Origin of the sequence: Acinetobacter septicus, assembly GCF_019355975.1 — a bacterium.
GTDB lineage: Bacteria > Pseudomonadota > Gammaproteobacteria > Pseudomonadales > Moraxellaceae > Acinetobacter > Acinetobacter ursingii.
In genome coordinates this window covers 162111-180614 of sequence record NZ_CP079898.1, presented here as the reverse complement: position 1 = coordinate 180614, position 18504 = coordinate 162111, and the positions used below count along the sequence as shown (strand labels likewise).

Annotated in this window: 18 protein-coding genes; 11 read left to right on the top strand and 7 right to left on the bottom strand. The window is 38.4% G+C overall.

Translation table 11 applies throughout. The features are described 5' to 3' along the window. Positions 1-48: 48 nt before the first annotated feature. Entirely contained in the window at positions 49-618 is a 570-nt protein-coding gene (gene efp / locus I6L31_RS00965; protein WP_004989617.1) for an elongation factor P, read from the bottom strand. Between the two features lie 70 nt (positions 619-688). On the opposite strand from efp, the gene epmB reads away from it, so the two are divergent. From epmB to I6L31_RS00950, 3 genes are read left to right on the top strand one after another with little or no spacing between them, the layout of a single operon-like run. After that, on the top strand, positions 689-1705 hold the full coding sequence (epmB, locus tag I6L31_RS00960) for an EF-P beta-lysylation protein EpmB (protein WP_005003856.1): 1017 nt from the start codon (positions 689-691) through the stop codon (positions 1703-1705). Positions 1706-1720: 15 nt separating this feature from the next. Further along, a complete protein-coding gene (locus I6L31_RS00955; protein WP_005003855.1) occupies positions 1721-3472 on the top strand; it encodes a hypothetical protein in 1752 nt (583 codons plus the stop codon). After that, positions 3454-5589, top strand: coding sequence for an EAL domain-containing protein (locus tag I6L31_RS00950; RefSeq protein ID WP_035272045.1), 2136 nt, complete (start codon positions 3454-3456; stop codon positions 5587-5589). Before I6L31_RS00955 ends, I6L31_RS00950 begins: the two co-directional genes overlap by 19 nt. A gap of 91 nt (positions 5590-5680) precedes the next feature. Here the strand turns inward: I6L31_RS00950 and carO are convergent, their stop codons facing one another. Then, positions 5681-6427: an ornithine uptake porin CarO gene (carO, locus tag I6L31_RS00945; protein ID WP_005003849.1), complete on the bottom strand. Its 747-nt coding sequence runs from the start codon at positions 6425-6427 to the stop codon at positions 5681-5683. Between the two features lie 268 nt (positions 6428-6695). Here carO and dapD point away from each other — a divergent pair, with 268 nt between their 5' ends. From dapD to I6L31_RS00920, 5 genes are all read left to right on the top strand, one after another. After that, complete coding sequence (gene dapD, locus I6L31_RS00940; protein ID WP_005003846.1) at positions 6696-7517, top strand: 2,3,4,5-tetrahydropyridine-2,6-dicarboxylate N-succinyltransferase; 822 nt, start codon at positions 6696-6698, stop codon at positions 7515-7517. Positions 7518-7609: 92 nt separating this feature from the next. Next, positions 7610-8320 carry a 7-carboxy-7-deazaguanine synthase QueE gene (gene queE / locus I6L31_RS00935; protein ID WP_010588773.1) on the top strand — a complete coding sequence of 237 codons (711 nt, stop codon included), beginning with the start codon at positions 7610-7612 and terminating at the stop codon, positions 8318-8320. Positions 8321-8359: 39 nt separating this feature from the next. Beyond that, a complete protein-coding gene (gene queC / locus I6L31_RS00930; RefSeq protein WP_005003844.1) occupies positions 8360-9028 on the top strand; it encodes a 7-cyano-7-deazaguanine synthase QueC in 669 nt (222 codons plus the stop codon). 16 nt (positions 9029-9044) lie between these two features. Beyond that, positions 9045-9455 (top strand): hypothetical protein, encoded by a 411-nt coding sequence (locus tag I6L31_RS00925; protein ID WP_005003838.1) that lies wholly within the window; start codon positions 9045-9047, stop codon positions 9453-9455. A gap of 68 nt (positions 9456-9523) precedes the next feature. Continuing rightward, positions 9524-9991 carry a peroxiredoxin gene (locus tag I6L31_RS00920; protein WP_005003835.1) on the top strand — a complete coding sequence of 156 codons (468 nt, stop codon included), beginning with the start codon at positions 9524-9526 and terminating at the stop codon, positions 9989-9991. Between the two features lie 68 nt (positions 9992-10059). Here the strand turns inward: I6L31_RS00920 and I6L31_RS00915 are convergent, their stop codons facing one another. Together I6L31_RS00915 and I6L31_RS00910 are read right to left on the bottom strand one after the other, a co-directional pair. Next, positions 10060-10635: a YceI family protein gene (locus I6L31_RS00915; protein WP_005003833.1), complete on the bottom strand. Its 576-nt coding sequence runs from the start codon at positions 10633-10635 to the stop codon at positions 10060-10062. A gap of 38 nt (positions 10636-10673) precedes the next feature. Beyond that, positions 10674-11240 carry a nicotinate-nicotinamide nucleotide adenylyltransferase gene (locus I6L31_RS00910; protein WP_005003829.1) on the bottom strand — a complete coding sequence of 189 codons (567 nt, stop codon included), beginning with the start codon at positions 11238-11240 and terminating at the stop codon, positions 10674-10676. Between the two features lie 101 nt (positions 11241-11341). Here I6L31_RS00910 and I6L31_RS00905 point away from each other — a divergent pair, with 101 nt between their 5' ends. Both I6L31_RS00905 and I6L31_RS00900 read left to right on the top strand, forming a co-directional pair. Next, positions 11342-12142, top strand: coding sequence for an enoyl-CoA hydratase-related protein (locus tag I6L31_RS00905; protein WP_005003825.1), 801 nt, complete (start codon positions 11342-11344; stop codon positions 12140-12142). Between the two features lie 233 nt (positions 12143-12375). Beyond that, on the top strand, positions 12376-13161 hold the full coding sequence (locus I6L31_RS00900; protein WP_005003822.1) for a nitroreductase family protein: 786 nt from the start codon (positions 12376-12378) through the stop codon (positions 13159-13161). Here I6L31_RS00900 and I6L31_RS00895 read toward each other — a convergent pair whose 3' ends face one another. Further along, a complete protein-coding gene (locus I6L31_RS00895; protein ID WP_005003819.1) occupies positions 13162-13476 on the bottom strand; it encodes a hypothetical protein in 315 nt (104 codons plus the stop codon). Positions 13477-13535: 59 nt separating this feature from the next. Beyond that, entirely contained in the window at positions 13536-13667 is a 132-nt protein-coding gene (locus I6L31_RS18425) for a KGW motif small protein (protein WP_005003818.1), read from the bottom strand. 158 nt (positions 13668-13825) lie between these two features. Between I6L31_RS18425 and I6L31_RS00890 the strand changes: the two genes are divergently transcribed. Next, positions 13826-14416, top strand: a complete 591-nt coding sequence (locus I6L31_RS00890; protein ID WP_005003816.1) for a DUF3885 domain-containing protein — start codon at positions 13826-13828, stop codon at positions 14414-14416. A gap of 59 nt (positions 14417-14475) precedes the next feature. Here the strand turns inward: I6L31_RS00890 and purL are convergent, their stop codons facing one another. After that, positions 14476-18312 (bottom strand): phosphoribosylformylglycinamidine synthase, encoded by a 3837-nt coding sequence (gene purL / locus I6L31_RS00885; protein WP_005003815.1) that lies wholly within the window; start codon positions 18310-18312, stop codon positions 14476-14478. Positions 18313-18504: the final 192 nt, after the last annotated feature.

The following is an 18504-nucleotide window of genomic DNA, read 5'->3' as shown; positions in this document are numbered from 1 at the left end:
AAGGGATGATTTTGATCATCCCCTGCATAATAGTCTATTTTTAAACCATTATGCACGCTCTAAATATTCGCCTGTGCGAGTATCAACACGAACGCTTTCTTCTTGCTGAACAAATAACGGTACGCGAACCACAGCACCTGTTTCAAGTTTTGCAGGTTTACCGCCACCACCAGAAGTATCACCGCGAACACCTGGATCAGTTTCCACGATTTTTAATACCACAAAGTTTGGTGCATTTACATTTAATGGTACGCCATTAAATAGCATAATGGTGCATTTCTCATTTGAGTCATCTTTTAACCATTTCGCCGCGTCACCCATCGCAACTTTATCAGCTGCAATTTGCTCGAAACTTACAGGATCCATAAAGTTCCAAAGCTCGCCATCATTGTATAAGTAGTCCATTTCTACTTCTACGATATCCGCAGCTTCTAATGAATCACCTGACTTAAATGTTTTTTCTAAAACTTTACCTGTTTTAAGGTTACGAAGTTTTACACGGTTGAATGCCTGACCTTTACCAGGTTTAACATATTCGTTTTCCATGATTGAACATGGGTTACCGTCAAGCATGACTTTAAGGCCTTGCTTGAATTCATTTGTAGAATAACTGGCCATGACTGGCACACTCCAAACTTACTAACTTAAATGTATTAATGCTAGACTAGCATTATTTTTTCCGTGTCGCATGATAAACTATTTGTATCAAGAGCAAAACTGGCAAAAACAACTCAATGATCTAATCATTGATCCATTAGAGCTGTTAAATGTATTACAACTGTCTAAAGAACAGTTGTTATCTGGCGCTATTCTTGCATCAAACGATTTTAAATTGCGTGTACCTCGTGCTTTTGTTGAAAAAATGCAAAAGTCTGATCCTTATGATCCCCTGCTTCTGCAAATTTTGCCACATCATTTAGAGCTCGAAGAACATCCTGAATTTGTTACCGATCCATTAGGCGAAGAAGAAGCCAATCAACTTCCAGGTGTTTTACATAAATATAGCTCCAGATTTTTGCTGACTTTAACGGGTGCTTGTGCAGTACATTGCCGTTACTGTTTCCGCCGACATTTCCCTTACCAGGAAAATTTGCCCAAAAATGAAGATTGGTTAAATATTCAAACTTATATCCAAGATCATCCTTCGATTAATGAGGTGATTTTAAGTGGCGGTGATCCATTAACGTTGTCCAATCGTAAATTACAACTCTGGCTAGAAAGAATTGAATCACTTCCTCAAATAAAAATTTTGCGAATTCATTCACGTGTTCCGATTGTTATTCCCAACCGTGTCGATGAAGAGCTGATTTCCCTATTAAAAAACAGTAGGCTACGCATTATAGTGGTGGTACACTCGAATCATGCTTCAGAGCTAGATGACTACACCTGTAGCAAGCTGGCAGCGTTATCATTTGGGCAAATAACTGTGTTAAATCAAGCAGTTTTACTTAAGGGTGTGAACGATAACGCACAAACCTTGATTCATCTTAGTCATCGTTTGTTTGAAGCTCGGGTTATGCCCTATTACTTACATGTTTTAGATAAAGTAAAGGGTGCTCAACATTTTGATGTTGTATCATCAGAGATTGATTGTATCTATCAGGAAGTCTTAGCGAATTTGCCAGGTTATCTGGTTCCTAAGCTGGTTAGGGAAATCGCGGGCGAAAAGAATAAAACACCGCTATTTGGGGTTTCAACATTTTGAGTTGAATAATAAACTATGATGAATCAAACTTTTACGGATATTTTTGAAACATCTACTGCTTTAAGTCGAGATGAATTAAGCTTTAGTGAAGCTAATGTTAAAGCTGTTTCAGACTGGGTTTCATCATTATCCATTATGCAACTTGGGGATACTTCACGGGCTTTATTTTCTGCGCTGATTGAGCTTTCAGAATTAAATTGCTCTGAAACTTTACGTTTTGATCTATTACAAACCATGCATCCTGTGCTTGAAAATGTTTTGGCAAGCTTTGAAAAACATTTTTTTAATCAAGGACTGATCAACACCGATCGGAACGAACATATTATTGAACTCGCCATTTTATTACGCAAACACTTTGCGGGCATTTATATTGATATTGTAAGACGTAGTACCGAGCAACTCGAACAAAATAAATTTTCTGTTTTTGCATTGCATAAAAAGAAAAATCTACAAACGGCACGAACACTTGCCATATTTTATGGTTTAAAACAGCTCACAGAATTACTATATCAGGAGCACATGCTCTACAGTGAGCCAATGACTGGGCAATGGTTAATTGCTCATCATTTATATGAAGTCGCAATGAAATCTCATGTGCATCTGGCCAATATCAATCAATTGCAAGGCACTCAAAATCAGCTCAATAATATTACCCAAGCCTATGCCCAACTGATTTTACTGGATATTCTAAATACCAATCAGATTCGTCAGGCTGAGATTCAGGCTTTATATCAATGTAGTTATGATTGGGCTAAGAAGATCCAGATTTTCCCAAAAGAAACGACACTATCCAAATATGTGATTGATACTCAAAAAGATCATCCGCCTGTTTATAATAAACATCAAAACTCAGGGTTTAGCCCCTCTATTTATGTCGTCATCCAAGATTTACTTGAACACATTACCGCTACTTTGCATCGTAATGCGGATTATCTGTCTCAAACAGAGAAAATTTATTTGAGTCCTGCGCTAAAATTTCATGTGCAGAACATTTTAGGAACAGTGGCTGAACGTCAACATGAACGATATGAATATTCAGCACAATTACAAATTTGTTTTGGTCTGCTAACTGCCCATTTTTACTTATCTAAAGCTAAAAATTTTAATGAAACGCTTCAGCTTGAGAGTCATTATGGTTTCCAAAATAGCTCAAAAACATCATCTGGCTTAACCCAACAAGAGTCATCAAGCGATGTTCCCAATAACCAGCGTTTAAATCGTGAGGTCAAACTTATTTATCAAACCGAAGTGTTAGATATTAGTGTCAATGGTTATCGAATTAAATGGACTGAAGAAGCCCCTAAAAATTTAAGAACGGGTGAATTTATACTGGTTAAAGAAGATACACATAGCCAATGGCGTGGTGGAGTAATTCGCTGGATTAAACAATCGGCTGAAAAAAGCCTGGAAATTGGTTTAGAAATATTAGCGCAAGATATTTTTCCTTGCGCCGTTCGTGTACAAGCTGACCGTCATCGTCATAATTATTACCCTGCTTTACTCATGCAAAGCCAAAATTTGGATCAGGTTAAAACAACACTAATTTTACCGGGTTCACAAATTTTCAGAGAGCAGCAAGGGGTTCATTTAAGGTTAGAAAAAGAAGAGTTCAAAGTGTATTTGCTCAAAGCGCAACTGGTCACCCAAAGCTTTGTGCAATTTGACTATGAACTCTTGGATGATCAACAGCAAAATAGCCTGAAAAAATTGATGTTTAAACAGGCCAAAGATTCAGATAATCAGGATTTATGGGAAGCGTTAAAGTGAGAAACTCGTTACTTTCTAAAAAGTTAAAATTAAGCAAAACACGTTTACTCATTATTGATGATAACCAGCTTCGTTATAATCAAATTATTGAGCTATTTAACTCCAAAAATCATCAAGTTCAGGCAACACTGCTAGATGATTTAAATAGCTTTGAAAAGCAATTAAATATCGGCTGGGATATAGTCATTTTTGGGCGAGCTTATGACTTAAAAATTGAACAGGTATTGTCCCTCATTCAAGTATCAACGCAGCCCAATTTACCTGTTTTATTGCTGACTCCTGATCAATATAGCGCTAATGATTATCTGAGTTATATACATAAAGGTGTCTATGAAATTATTGATCTCAAAGCACCAGAGCATTTATATATTGCAATTGTTAGAGCATTATCCTACAGCCGTTTGCAACAAAATGAACAACGCTTAATTGAAGAATTAGAGACTGCACAGTCTCACGTTCAATCTATTGTAAAAGAAAGCAACAAGGCGGTTGCGACACTACAAGAAGGTATTCACATCAAAGCGAATGCTGAATACTTGGCACTTTTTGGGTTAAAAAATGAAAATGAGCTAGTCGGTCTTCCTATTCTTGATATTTTACAGCCGACAGATCCTAATCAATTTAAACAAAAATTTAAACGTGTTTCACAAGGAATATTTGACCAAGCCAGCTTTGATATTGTTTGTAGAAATTCTGCAATTACGATTGCAAACCCGCTTAAAATTGAATTTTTACCTTGTGATGAAGATGATGCCGTTCAATTGACTATCGAGTATGAAGACAGTACAGCTAGTTCAATCCAACCCAATAACGCAATAGCATCGCAAGCGAGTCAAACTGAAAAGCTGTCATCCAATATCAATACCTTAAATGCTATCAATCGTCAGTTAACTAAACAACCCGCAGAGGTCAATGCACTTGTTATAGTGACGCTTTCAAGCTGTCCTGATGATGTCTTTAAACATAATCTAGAAACGATTAAAACTTATTTTTCCAATATTTATGGCTTTATTAAAGAACAAGTCAACGTTTCTGTTTTCAGAATTAATCCCGTACTCTACGTGGCTTTATTTCAAGCAGAATCTGACCAAGTTCTTAAGTCTCAATTAATCAGCCTCAAATCATTAGAAAAACCTCAGTTGTTAAGTGTTGATAAATCAACTTTACCACTACATTTACATTTAGGTTTTTCTGTATTAAATCAACCTAGTATCGCAGATGATAAAAACTTTGATGATATTTTAGAGCAAGCATTTCATCAGCCTTTACCTAATATGGAACAAAGTTTGTCTCAACGTGATTTAGGCCAGGTCGCTGTTCTTAAACAAATAGACATCAGTACCGAAAATATTCCCAAAGTTCAACATTCGATACTTCAAACGCTTCAACAAAAACTTGAAACAGGTGATATTCACCTAAAATACCAACAAATTTATGATAAACAAGACAGTAACTTATATACTTATGAAGTAACGAGCGGCTTCATTTATGACAATAGTTGGCAAGATATTAATCACCTTGCGGATTTACGTGATGATCCAGAACTTTCTATTAAAGTTGATCGCTGGATATTAGTCGAAGCCTGCAAACAATTACACAATTTTTTAACACAATATCCAACTGCAAAGCTGATTATTAATTTAAATCGTCATATTCTTTTAAATGACAAACAATTACCTGATTTGATGGGCAAGCTTCTTACCATTGTCGGTGGCCGCGCTAAAGCGCCATTAATATTACAGTTCTCTGAGGAATCCATTAGTCAGAACCTACCTTTGGCTCAACAGCAATTTGCTAAATTAAAGCAAAATGAAGTGGAAATTTCTGTACGTGACTTTGGCATCTCAATGTATAGCGACTCTATTTTAAGTCAGACTAATCTGGATTATTTAAGCCTACATCCTACTTTATGCAAAATGTTGGCTTCAGATAAAGACCTTCCTTCTCTTCAACACAAGATAGAAAACTTTCATCAAATTAAACCTATAGAAATTTTAGCTCAGGGTTTAAATGATATGACTTTGTTTGCAAATGCATGGAACATTGAAGCGCGCTATTTACAAGGTGATTATTTCCAGAAAAAACTAGATCGCCTGACTGATGTACAAGATCAATAGATCTTAGAAAATCATCTAGATCTTTTGACATAATATTTATTTCAAAGTTAAAAAAAGAACCGCAATTGCGGTTCTTTTTATTAAGTTTGAATTACCAATAGAAGTTAACACCAACTTTACCCACTGGAAGCCATTCATATTTATTTTTGTCTTCGATTTTATGTTCTTCAGCTCTTAAATCCGCATTGATATCACTTACACCATTTTCTGGGGATAAGTTATTTGCAGTCAATTGAACTTTTGGATTTCCAGTATAGTAAGCGCCTACTTCACCAAAGACACCCCAGTGTTCATTAAACTTAGGTGCAAAACCCAAACCAACATATGGTGCAATGTCGTTATCATACTTTAACTTACCTGTAACAGAACCTTCCTGACCAGCAGTACCTTGGTAAAAGTTACCATTCACTTTTAAGGTATTAGAACCAGAAACACGGTTAGTTAAGTCATAATCATTGTCAACATAAGCAGCACCAGCAGCAACATACAAACCTTGAGCCCATGGATTAGCGCTTGCACCCCATGGACGAATTTCAGCATTCAAATAGGCTAATTTATTGTCCATATCCATGTCATAAGTTGTTCCATCGATTTTCAAATCATCTGACCATGAAATATCGCCGCCATTATAACCTAAAGCTAAACCGACGTATGGATTGGCTTGCCAAAGGAAAGCACCACCATAACCAGTCGTACCGACTTCAGCACGAACACCCACTGGAAGAAGTTGTTTCTGATCAAATGCATAATGATCATGGACTACAGAATCATCAGCCATAGTAGTACCCGCCACAGCAGCTAAAGCACCAGCAACCGCAAGTAGTTTTAATGTTTTCATTGCTCTCTCCTCAAAAGACTTTTATTCAAATCTAAATTTTTATTGCGTAGATGTATCTTAGGAGAAAGTATGGTTCGGTTTTATACGAGAATTGATCATTTTCTGTTAAGTTTTGATACAAATAAGTTTGGTTCTTGTTTTTAAAGCAGTTATTCGTAAATTTTTTTATCAAGATTTTAAATGGCTTTTTTCAAATCAATCTTTTCTTTCACAACATTATTGACACTAATTAGTGTAAAATTATGCAAATTTTTTTGGAAGGAAGAACATGTCTCAGCTTTCTACAATCATTGAGCAAGCGTTTGAAGATCGTGCGAATTTGAGTGCAACGGATTGTCCAGCAGAAATTCGTGATGCTGTAGAGCAAGCGATTGCGGGTTTAGACAACGGTACATTACGTGTTGCTGAAAAAATCGATGGCGAATGGGTGGTTCATCAATGGCTAAAAAAAGCCGTGTTATTATCTTTCAAATTGAATGATAACAAACCAATCGAATCTTGTGATTTACGTTTCTATGACAAGGTTGATACTAAGCATGCAGGCTGGACTGAAGAACAGTTCAAAGCTGCGGGTGTACGTATTGTACCGCCTGCTGTAGCTCGTCGTGGTAGTTTTCAGGCAAAAAATGTCGTGTTAATGCCTTCTTATGTCAACATTGGTGCTTATGTAGATGAAGGCACTATGGTGGATACATGGGCAACTGTGGGTTCATGTGCGCAAATTGGTAAAAATGTTCACTTGTCTGGTGGTGTAGGGATTGGTGGGGTTTTAGAGCCTTTACAAGCCAACCCAACCATTATCGAAGACAACTGTTTTATCGGTGCCCGTTCTGAAATCGTTGAAGGTGTGATTGTTGAAGAAGGTTCTGTGATTTCAATGGGTGTATTCATTGGTCAATCAACCAAAATCTTTGATCGTGAAACTGGCGAAATTCACTATGGTCGTGTACCAGCAGGTTCTGTGGTTGTTGCGGGTAGTCTTCCATCAAAATGCGGTACTTATAGCCTCTATGCTGCGGTAATCGTGAAAAAAGTGGATGCCAAAACTCGCGCTAAAACCAGTTTGAACGATTTACTTCGCGCTGACTAATTGCATTTATTTGCGGAGCTTAATTGTTCCTCGTCTCTACGTTCAAATCTGATCGTAGAGATTTTTGTTTTCTAAGATGTGGTATTTCTGCAATGACTTCTCTACGCTCAACGACTATTCCGGTATCAGATCCTGCGGCGGGTCTTCGGATTACGGAAATTTTTTATTCCTTGCAAGGAGAAGCCAATACCGCAGGCTTACCCACTGTTTTTATTCGTTTAACGGGCTGTCCACTACGCTGCTCATATTGTGATACGACCTATTCTTTTGAAGGCGGTGAACGTCAGTCACTCGATCAAATTATCGAAACAGCGTTATCATTTAAAACACCTTATATTTGCGTCACAGGTGGAGAACCTCTTGCTCAACCTAATTGTTTGCATTTACTAACCAGATTGTCAGATTTGGGCTGTCAGGTATCTTTGGAAACCAGTGGTGCGCTAGATGTGTCCAAAGTCGATTCTCGTGTATCTAAAGTACTGGATTTAAAAACTCCAACGTCTGGTGAAGAAAAGCGTAATCTGCTCAGTAATTTGGATTATTTAACTCCGCATGACCAAATCAAATTTGTGATTTGTAATCGTGAAGATTATGAATGGTCAAAACAGCAATTAGAGAATTATCAGTTAAATGAGAAAGTCAGCACCGTCTGGTTTTCCCCTGCTTTTGCAGTTGAAAAAGCTTCGGTTAAACTACCCCAGTTAGCGCGTGATATGGCGCAATGGATTCTAGATGACCATCTCCCAGTACGTTTCCAATTGCAATTGCATAAATTGCTCTGGAATGATGAAACGGGACGTTAATCTACTTTTATTTTGTTAGTTATTTTTGGAGAATATCATATGCGCCCTCGTGCCATTGTTTTATTATCAGGCGGCTTAGACTCGACGACTTGCCTAGCTTGGGCACAAGCGCGTTATGAATGTATGGCGCTCAGTTTTATGTATGGACAGCGCTCCACGACTGAACTTGATGCAGCTAAAGCGATTGCTCAAAATGCAGGTGTAGAGCACCGTGTCATTAATATTGATTTGGGTAATTTAGGGGGTTCTGCACTCACCGATCATAATATTGATGTGCCAGATCATGAACAAGAAGGCATTCCCATTACCTATGTGCCAGCTCGCAATACCATCTTTTTATCTTACGCGCTAGCTGCTGCTGAAGTGTTTGGAGCGGAAGCCATTGTCATTGGGGTCAATGCGGTAGACTATTCCGGTTATCCAGATTGCCGACCAGAATATATTGAAGCATTTACAAATATGGCACGTTTGGCTACTAAAGCAGGTGTAGAGGGAAAACCTCTTACATTTGAAACACCTTTGTTACATTTATCCAAAGCGAATATTATACGTTTAGGTATTGAACATTGCGTAGACTATAGTCAAACTGTCTCTTGCTATCAGGCAGATGCTGAAGGTCGTGCATGTGGGAAATGCGATAGCTGTCGTTTACGTAAACAAGGGTTTATGGAAGCTGGCATTGCAGATCCTACACGCTATATACCATAATAATCAGGTAATATTTATGAAATTATTGAACACAAAACTACTTCTTTCTTCACTTATGGCTGCTGCTGCTTTTACTGCAACGGTTTCACATGCTGCTGATGAAAATAAACTGCAACAAGCCTACAAGAGTACAAATGTAAAAGGTGCTTTAATTAATCTGTGTAAAGATGAAACAGGTAAAGGCAATAAATTAACTGCGGCAGAAGTGAGTAAGTATTGTACTTGTGCAGTCGAAGCAGATGGAAAAATGACCAATGCACAAAAATGGGAAGTGCAAAGTGCTATTAATGCCAAGAAAAGCCCAAGTTCTTTAGCTTTTGTACAACAGCAAAATAAAGATCTTCAAGCATGCTTTGGCCCACAGTTGACTGGCAAGTTAAAAGGTTTGACTGACGAAGCGATGAAATCTGCTCAAGGCAAAAAATAAGCAGAACTGATGTGATTTGCTAGCCACTTTATGTGGCTAGTTTTTTATGGAAAATATGGAGAATAATAATGAGCAGTGAAAATATTTCATTACCTAATCAAACTTTCCCCACAACACAGGGTGAAATTAATCTGGCAGATGTCTCTGCTGAATGGTTAATAGTTTACTTTTACCCGAAAGATTCGACACCTGGTTGTACCACTCAAGCCGTTGGGTTTTCATGCCTGAAAGATCAATTTGATGCTCTTGGTGCAACAATTGTTGGTGTATCTCGTGATTCAGTCAAAGCACATCAAAATTTTACTGAAAAACAGGCATTGACGATTGATTTAATTAGCGATAAAGATGAGATTCTTTGCCAGCATTTTGATGTGATTAAAGAAAAAAATATGTATGGTAAAAAAGTCATGGGCATAGAACGTTCAACTTTTATTTTCCATAACAAAAAATTGGTTAAAAGTTATCGTAAAGTCAAAGCCGCAGGACATGCCGAACAAGTTATGGAAGATTTAAAAACTCTTCAGCAAAATAATTAGATTTCGAATGATGTAGCTTATTGATTGCTCATAAGCTACATCTGAATTTTTATGATGAACAATTAACGTTATACTTTCCAATCGACGTTAATCTTGATATTTATTTTTTCACCCATCCCGTCTGGTGCCTTTTTCATACCAAAATCAGCTCGATTGATCGTTGTTGAAGACACCATATTCATTAACTTTTGATTGTTCGTAACAGGTTTTAGTGTGCTATCAAAAATGACAGGTCGGGTAATCCCTCTTATGGTTAATTGCCCTATAATTTGATACTTATTATTTCCCAAAACTCTAAATTGATCACTTTTAAAACTTACCGTCTTAAACTGTGCAGCATAAAACAAATCTTTTCCCAATAATGTACTTTTCATGGCGGGATTGTTCAAACTTAAACTATCCACATCCATTATAAAGCGTGTAGATGCCTGCTGTGGCGCATTTTCATCAAAGTTCAAAGTCGCATGTACAGTATTAAACTTAGCGATGACCATAGACTCACGAGCTGAATCGATATGAAACCCGACATTGCTTGTTGGAGCTAATACCCAATTTGCCGCATGAACTTGGCTCATTGATACCACAATCAACGCACCAATCCATAAACTTTTTGCTAATCGCTGATTTGCAATGACAGTCATCATAAACACCAAGACAGGAAAAGAGACTTTACTTTAATCTCCTAAACCAGATTCGACTTGTCATTTAATACAAACTTATTTTGTAATTGCCGATAGATTGAAGTTTTCTGAAAATTCTCTAAAAACTGAATTGTTCCCTGAGGAAATGCCTGTTTTTGGATTTCACCACGATAATAAGCCTCTCGAATCGGAGTGGCAGACATCGACTCTTTCAAACTTTCCAACTCCACCATGGTCCACTCAGGAAAAAGCTTTAAGTAATACGAAGATTCATCTTTAAAATGCCCAATTAAACCAATTTTTGCATGAAGTGGCGTGATCTGCTTAACCAGTGTTTTGACTTGATTGACCCATTTTTGATCATCATAGACATCAATGACATGTACAAAGTGAATCCGCTCTTGATCTGCCTCGGAAAAATTAGAAAGAATCATTTGCTCCCTTTCTGCTGCCAAAAAAGGATTTTTAATATTACGCTCAGGTTGCGCCGATCCCAAAGCCAATATAACGTTTTGACTTTGTTGGAGGGCTATTTCTACAGTTTGCAAATGTGCAAGATGAAAAGGCTGAAAACGTCCAATAAAAACGAGATAATCAAATATGTACATAAACCAACTTAATTTTTTATGAACTCACCAGTAGTCATTTATAATCAAATTTACGACATAATGGCAAACATAAACCCAAGATTGAAAGCAAGGATAGTACGATGACACTTCGCTGTATTCAACAACCTCATCAACATTTAAATGCAAAACTTGAAAATGGCATACTGACTTTAGCCATTCATCGCCCTGAAGCAAAAAATGCATTATATGGTGAATTGTATTTGTGGATTGCACAGGCACTGGATGAAGCAGATCAATCCAGCCAAGTTCGCGTGGTGATTTTGCGTGGCGCAGATGCAGACTTTTCTGCGGGTAATGACATGAAAGACTTTATGTCATTTATTCAAAAACCTTATCAAGGTAAAGCTGGAGATCAACCTCCTTTTGTTTTGCTTAAATCTGCGGCGAAACTTTCTAAACCGCTGATTGTTGCAGTTAAAGGGGTTGCGATTGGGATTGGTGTCACGATTTTACTGCATGCAGATATTGTCTATGCAGACAACACAGCGCTATTCCAGATTCCATTTGTCAGTCTTGGTCTGTCGCCAGAAGGCGCTGCAAGTCGTTTATTGGTGAAACAAGCAGGTTATCACCGTGCCGCAGAACTTTTATTTACCGCCAAAAAATTTAACGCGGAAGTTGCTGAAAAAGCAGGTTTGGTCAATCAAATCAGTGATGATGTTTACGCATTGGCCGAACAAACTGCCCAGCAATTGGCTGCTTTGCCACTTGCATCCATTCGACAATCCAAAGCTCTCATGAAGCATGATCTTGATGAAATTGTGCAATGTGTTGATGATGAAGCCGAGATTTTCATGCAACGTGTCCGTTCGCCTGAAATGAAAGAAGCGGTTCAAGCCTTTATGGAAAAACGTAAGCCTGATTTTTCCCAATTTGGATAAAATCAATAGACTTCTTTCATAAATCCTTTTATTTCTCCCTATGGGAGAAAAATAAAGAGGGTTTCAACAATTATGAATGAAGTCTAATACTAAAAAATCTGAGATTAAATGTCTGCATTGAAAAACCAATGAATAAGATGCAGCTTAATCTCAGGAATACACTTTTTTACCTAGATAAAATGATTGAATGTTATTCTCATTCATCATCTTCATAACGAAATATTTGAATAGTGATGGCAAATTCAGAAAATCTCCCAAAAAGTTCTCAGCAGGTTTCAGATAAAAAACGTTATTTTGAGCCTGCCCCCCAAGATATTGATGTTGAAAATTTTCGTAAAGTGATCGAGAGTCGTCGTTCCGTACGCAAATTCACGGATAAAGCCATTCCCTCTGAAGTACTCGATGCTTGTTTAGATTTGGCTCTCCTTGCACCAAACTCGTCCAATCTACAACCTTGGACATTTTATGTGGTCCAAAACCCTGCGAAGAAAAAACAGTTAGTTAAAGCTTGTCTGGGACAATTAGCAGCAAAAACGGCTTCCGAACTCATTGTTTGTGTAGCGCGAACAGATCGTGTCGATGAAATGGCAAAAAAGAATATTTCAGAATTTCCATTTCCTGAAGCCCCTGAAATGGTTAAGAAATACTATCGTTTCATTCCGTATAACTATAAAACTGGTTATTTCAATGCACTCGGCAACTTTAAAAAAGTCGCCTTTAAAGTGGCACGAAGCTTAGATAAACAACTTCCTGTTACCGCATTTAACCCTGCCGATGCAAAACTTTGGGCAAGTAAATCCACCGCTTTGGCTTGTGAAAATCTAGTGCTTTCGCTGCGTGCTTATGGTTTTGATAGTTGCATGATGGAAGGTTTTGATGAGCCAATGGTTCGTAAAATACTAAAACTCAATGATCAGCAATTTCCTGTGATGGTCATTGGTGCAGGCGAACGTGCGAGTGATGGTGTATTTTTCCCGCAGTATCGTTTTGACCGTGATTTATTCATTCAAAAAGTTTAATTATTGAATATCTAAAATCTGAATAAATTCAAAAGCAGGCTCTTCATAAGGATGGCTTGCTTTTAATGCTGTTGCAACGGTACTGGCTTTTTCTTCTGAAACAATGGTTTCTACTCGCCATTCTTCAAGCTGTTCTAACTCATCCAATTTGCCTAAAAATGGATTTGCACCGCAGACTGGCTTGAACTGCCCAATTCCTTTCACTTGCCATGCGCAGTGTTGATAGTTGCCGATTCCCCCTGCTCCAGCTGCAAAAATAGCTTGTTTAGTCAATTCAAGATGAGATTCAGGTACGTAATAAATTAGTTTCAGCATGATTTTAATGACATTAGTTTTAAATAATCATTAATCATAAGCTCAAAAATAATGAAAAATCAAAGTGAAATATTCATCACAATATAATTTACAACAATAAATGTAACTTGAAAGATGAGTGTTAAGCCAAACCAGAGCCAACCTTTGTCTTTGCTATAAACTGCTTTCATGTGATTTTCATTTTTCATCATTCGACTTCCCATGTTTTGTTCATTATTAATAAATAACTAGCAAGAATTGAGCCACGGAAAAATTAATCTTAAAACTGTACTTATAAAAATTTTACTTTCTAAATTTACTATGCAAAATTATATTAATAATATATTTATAAATTCTTTGACCTTAAAATATGAGCCATTCCTTTCAATCACAATGGGATACTGTATTTCCTAACAAAGTTCCGATTTCTCAATATCTAGTTCAATACTTTACAAAGTCTTGGTTCAGAATACATAGCTTACCCGAATCAAAAAGATATGCAGATACGACTGAAGAATATGAACTACTGCTAAATCGGCACAATGAAATTATTACAGACTGCTTCGGCGAAAATACTTCTATTTTTATTGTTTCGGGTCACTATTTTAGCCTATCTAATATGAATCAAGCTTATGATCCAATCTTTAATCTTCAATACAAATTTCATTTAGAAAAAGAAATAAATTTAACGCAAACAAATCCTGAAGATTACGATGACGAAGAGGACCTTTTCTTTAGACCATGCTCTATTGAAGTAAATTGGCAACCCAATATTCACAATGACTTATTAACAAGAATTGCTGACGATAAAGTAAAAGCTTTTATGATCTCATTTGAGCAAAATATTATAGTTGCTCCCTATGATGGGGGCATTGATTTTATCATCTTTGAAGATATGAAAAGAAATGCATTAAGAGATAAGTATAAAAACTGGCTTTCACCAAGAGCTGATGGTTTATAATAAAAAACCACCTTTGATCAACTTAATCAAAGGTGGTGATGTTTAATCGCTAACTGTAATTAACCAATAAACTTACGTGCGTTACGGAACATACGTAACCATGCCCCATCTTCATTCCAGTCTTCTGGTTTCCATGAGTGTTGTAAAGCACGGAAATTACGCTCTGGATGTGGCATCATAATCGTAGCTCGGCCATCTTTCGAAGTTACACCCGTAATTGCTTCAGGTGAACCATTTGGATTCAGTGGATAATGTTGCGTCGGTTGACCCAAACTATCTACATAACGCAAGGTCACTTGGTCATTGCTATTTAAGCTCGCCAAGTATTCATTGCTAGCAACCACACGTCCTTCACCATGTGCGACCGCGATTGGCAAAATCGAACCTTGCATGTCTTGGAGTAATACCGACACCGATTTTTCGACACGTACATTGACCGCACGTGCTTCAAAAACTTCTGATACGTTACGATGGAAACGTGGCCAGTTGTCTGCACCTGGAATCAGTGGTGCAAGTTGTGACAACATCTGGCAACCATTACAAATCCCTAAACTAAAGGTACTTTCACGGTTAAAGAAGCTTTCAAACTGATCACGCAATTTTGGATTAAACAATACTGACTTCGCCCAGCCACCACCAGCACCCAGCACGTCGCCATAAGAGAAACCACCACAAGCGACTAAACCTTCAAAATCTTGAAGATCAACACGACCTGCCAATAAATCACTCATGTGTACGTCAACGGTGTTAAAGCCAACCTTATCAAATGCAGCCGCCATCTCAACATGACCGTTGACACCCTGCTCACGCAAAATCACCATATTAGGACGGCGTGTTGCGATAAATGGCGCTTCAACAGGTTCGTTTAGATCGAAAGTTGCTTGTGCAATTAAACCTTTATGGTTTTGATCTGCAATAAGTGCAAATTCCTGATCGGCTGTTTCTACGTTATCACGTAGACGCTGGATCTGATGAGACACTTCTGCCCATGCTTGTTGTAATTCGGCACGCGCTAAAGTTAAACCATTTACACTGAGTTGATCCGTATTATTGACACGTCCAACCAAACTAATCGCATCTTTTAAGTTCGAGCTTTCAATTTCGGCTTGTAACGCATCCCAATCAGCAGCTTTCAATTGTAAAACTGCACCAATTTCTTCTGCAAACAAACTTTCAATTGTTTGTGGTTCTAAAGCTGCACCTAAACGTGATGCAAACATCATTTCAGCCACAGTAGCCAACAAACCACCATCACCAATGTCATGGTAAGCTTGTATCAGACCGCGATTGTTCCAGTCTTGTATCAAATTGAAGAAATCTTTTAAATCTTCAAAACTGTCTACATCTGGTGTAATCGTACCAATGGCTTTATACACTTGGGTCAAAATCGATGCACCGATACGGAATTGACCTTTAGACAAATCAATACGTACCAGTACAGAACCATCAATCTGTCTAAGCTCAGGCGTTAATGTTTTACGCACGTCACTTACTGGTGCAAATGCAGTAATCACTCCAGACATTGGTGAAGTTACAGCTTTCTCAATGCCATCATCACTCCATGTAGTACGCATCGAGAGTGAATCTTTACCGACTGGAATCGCAATACCCAAAGCTGGACACATTTCCATACCAATGGCTTTTACGCCCTCAAACAAGGCTTGATCTTCACCTTTTTGACCTGCTGCTGCCATCCAGTTTGCAGAAAGCTTGATATCACCCAATTGTTCAATATTTGCCGATGCAATATTGGTCAATGCCTCAGCAACGGCTAAACGTGCAGAAGCTGCTGGGTTTAACAATGCAACTGGTGGACGTTCACCCATTGCCATCGCCTCACCTGTATAACCTTGCAAGCTGGTTGTAGTTACCGCAGCATCCGCGACTGGAACCTGCCATGGGCCGACCATTTGATCACGCGCCACCATCCCCGTAATTGAGCGGTCACCGATCGTGATCAGGAATGATTTAGATGCAACGGTTGGATTTTTCAAAACACGGAAAATTGCATCTTTTAGATCAATTTTTGAGGTATCAAACTCGTTGCCTGTACGTTCAACCGTTTCATACGAACGCTGCATACGCGGTGTACCACCGAGCATGACTTGCATTGGAATATCTACCGCATTGTCATGGAATAATGGATCTTCAACAGTCAAATGACGTGCTTCAGTTGCTTCACCCAAGACCGCAAACGGACAACGTTCACGCGCACAGATCTCTTCAAACAAGTCTAACGACTCTGGACGAATCGCAAGTACATAGCGTTCTTGTGCTTCATTCGACCAGATTTCCATTGGGCTCATGCCACGTTCCAGCGATGGAATCTTACGCAGGTTTAAAATCGCACCCAACTCATGATCATTCACTAGTTCAGGCATAGCATTAGATAAACCACCTGCACCCACGTCATGAACAGAGACGATTGGGTTAAAGTCTTCCATGCGCCAACAAGTATCAATCACTTCTTGGCAACGGCGTTCCATCTCAGGGTTTTCACGTTGTACCGAAGCAAAGTCCAAGTTTTCGCCCATGGTTCCGCTATCTACAGAAGACGCAGCACCACCGCCTAAACCGATCAACATGGCTGGGCCACCGAGTACAATCAATAAATCACCCGGTTGAATCGCATCTTTTTCCACATGGTCAGGACGAATATTGCCGTAACCACCAGCAATCATGATCGGTTTATGAAAACCTTTGACTTCGCCATTGACGTTTTGTTCAAAAGTACGGAAATAACCATTTAAGTTAGGACGACCAAATTCGTTATTAAACGCCGCGCCACCCAATGGCCCTTCAATCATAATTTGTAATGGCGATGCCATACGTGAAGGTTTGCCGTAGTTATCTTCCCACGGCTGTTCAAAACCTGGAATATTCAGGTTAGACACCGTAAAGCCTGTTAAACCTGCTTTTGGCTTACCACCGCGTCCTGTTGCCCCTTCATCACGGATTTCACCGCCCGAACCTGTTGCAGCCCCCGCAAAAGGAGAAATCGCAGTTGGATGGTTATGGGTTTCCACCTTCATCAAGATGTGAGCCGCTTGGCTCTTATATTTATATATAAAATGACCTGTTTCATTGTCTTTCTTTGGATAAAAACGCTGAGTGTCATAACCTACAATCACAGAAGCATTGTCTTTATATGCCGACAATACTTCATCTGGTGACTCTTTATAAGTATTTTTGATCATCTGGAACAACGATAATGGTTGTTTTTCACCATCAATTGTCCATTCTGATCCAAAGATTTTGTGACGACAATGTTCAGAGTTTGCTTGTGCAAACATCATCAATTCGATATCGTTTGGATTGCGCCCCAAGTCAGTAAAGGCTTGAGTTAAATAGTCAATTTCTTGTTCAGACAAAGCAAAACCAAATTCATTATTGGCTTTGATCAGTGCTTGTTTCCCTTCACCCAAAATATCAATTGAGTTTAATGGTTTTGGTGCTGTTTCTAAAAATAAACGATGAGCATCTTCGATTTGGCTGAAAACGGTTTCAGTCATACGGTCATGCAAAGCCTGTTTGACTTCATTACTGAGTTCAGAAACACCTTTTAAGGTATATAAAATACCGCGTTCCAAACGATGCACTGGGGTATTACAGTTTTTAAAAATATCTGTCGCTTTAGAAGACCACGGTGAAATCGTTCCAATGCGTGGAGTGACCAAAACTTGAAGTTCATCATTGGCCACTTGGCGCAACTCAAACGATGTACCATCATTTAAAAGTTGCAATGCAGATTGATGCTGCTGCTCGTCGAGCGCTTGATCAAACAGGTAAACCCATTGGCTGTCAAAGGTTTGGACTGAACTGATTGACGATAAACGTGTTAATAGTTGAGCTTTCTTGAATGAAGAATGTGCTGGTGCACCGGCCACGATAAACATGTTGATTTTGGCTCCACGGGCAAGTCTTTTGAACTTTACCGCAATGTGACTTTAGAGAGAGCGCATATTCTACTGTGAAAAGGCAAAATCAGCTAGATGGAGAGCATGGATTTCTCTCAGCTTATTCAACAATTAGCCCATTTTATATCTTTGTTCTTAATCCGATTAAACCATAGCTAAAGCTAAGCTGAA

Bases quoted from the DNA above. Each gene is read 5' to 3' on its own strand.
- efp (WP_004989617.1), bottom strand. From the start codon at position 618: ATGGCCAGTTATTCTACAAATGAATTCAAGCAAGGCCTTAAAGTCATG.
- epmB (WP_005003856.1), top strand. From the start codon at position 689: ATGATAAACTATTTGTATCAAGAGCAAAACTGGCAAAAACAACTCAAT.
- I6L31_RS00955 (WP_005003855.1), top strand. From the start codon at position 1,721: ATGATGAATCAAACTTTTACGGATATTTTTGAAACATCTACTGCTTTA.
- I6L31_RS00950 (WP_035272045.1), top strand. From the start codon at position 3,454: ATGGGAAGCGTTAAAGTGAGAAACTCGTTACTTTCTAAAAAGTTAAAA.
- carO (WP_005003849.1), bottom strand. From the start codon at position 6,427: ATGAAAACATTAAAACTACTTGCGGTTGCTGGTGCTTTAGCTGCTGTG.
- dapD (WP_005003846.1), top strand. From the start codon at position 6,696: ATGTCTCAGCTTTCTACAATCATTGAGCAAGCGTTTGAAGATCGTGCG.
- queE (WP_010588773.1), top strand. From the start codon at position 7,610: ATGACTTCTCTACGCTCAACGACTATTCCGGTATCAGATCCTGCGGCG.
- queC (WP_005003844.1), top strand. From the start codon at position 8,360: ATGCGCCCTCGTGCCATTGTTTTATTATCAGGCGGCTTAGACTCGACG.
- I6L31_RS00925 (WP_005003838.1), top strand. From the start codon at position 9,045: ATGAAATTATTGAACACAAAACTACTTCTTTCTTCACTTATGGCTGCT.
- I6L31_RS00920 (WP_005003835.1), top strand. From the start codon at position 9,524: ATGAGCAGTGAAAATATTTCATTACCTAATCAAACTTTCCCCACAACA.
- I6L31_RS00915 (WP_005003833.1), bottom strand. From the start codon at position 10,635: ATGATGACTGTCATTGCAAATCAGCGATTAGCAAAAAGTTTATGGATT.
- I6L31_RS00910 (WP_005003829.1), bottom strand. From the start codon at position 11,240: ATGTACATATTTGATTATCTCGTTTTTATTGGACGTTTTCAGCCTTTT.
- I6L31_RS00905 (WP_005003825.1), top strand. From the start codon at position 11,342: ATGACACTTCGCTGTATTCAACAACCTCATCAACATTTAAATGCAAAA.
- I6L31_RS00900 (WP_005003822.1), top strand. From the start codon at position 12,376: ATGGCAAATTCAGAAAATCTCCCAAAAAGTTCTCAGCAGGTTTCAGAT.
- I6L31_RS00895 (WP_005003819.1), bottom strand. From the start codon at position 13,476: ATGCTGAAACTAATTTATTACGTACCTGAATCTCATCTTGAATTGACT.
- I6L31_RS18425 (WP_005003818.1), bottom strand. From the start codon at position 13,667: ATGATGAAAAATGAAAATCACATGAAAGCAGTTTATAGCAAAGACAAA.
- I6L31_RS00890 (WP_005003816.1), top strand. From the start codon at position 13,826: ATGAGCCATTCCTTTCAATCACAATGGGATACTGTATTTCCTAACAAA.
- purL (WP_005003815.1), bottom strand. From the start codon at position 18,312: ATGTTTATCGTGGCCGGTGCACCAGCACATTCTTCATTCAAGAAAGCT.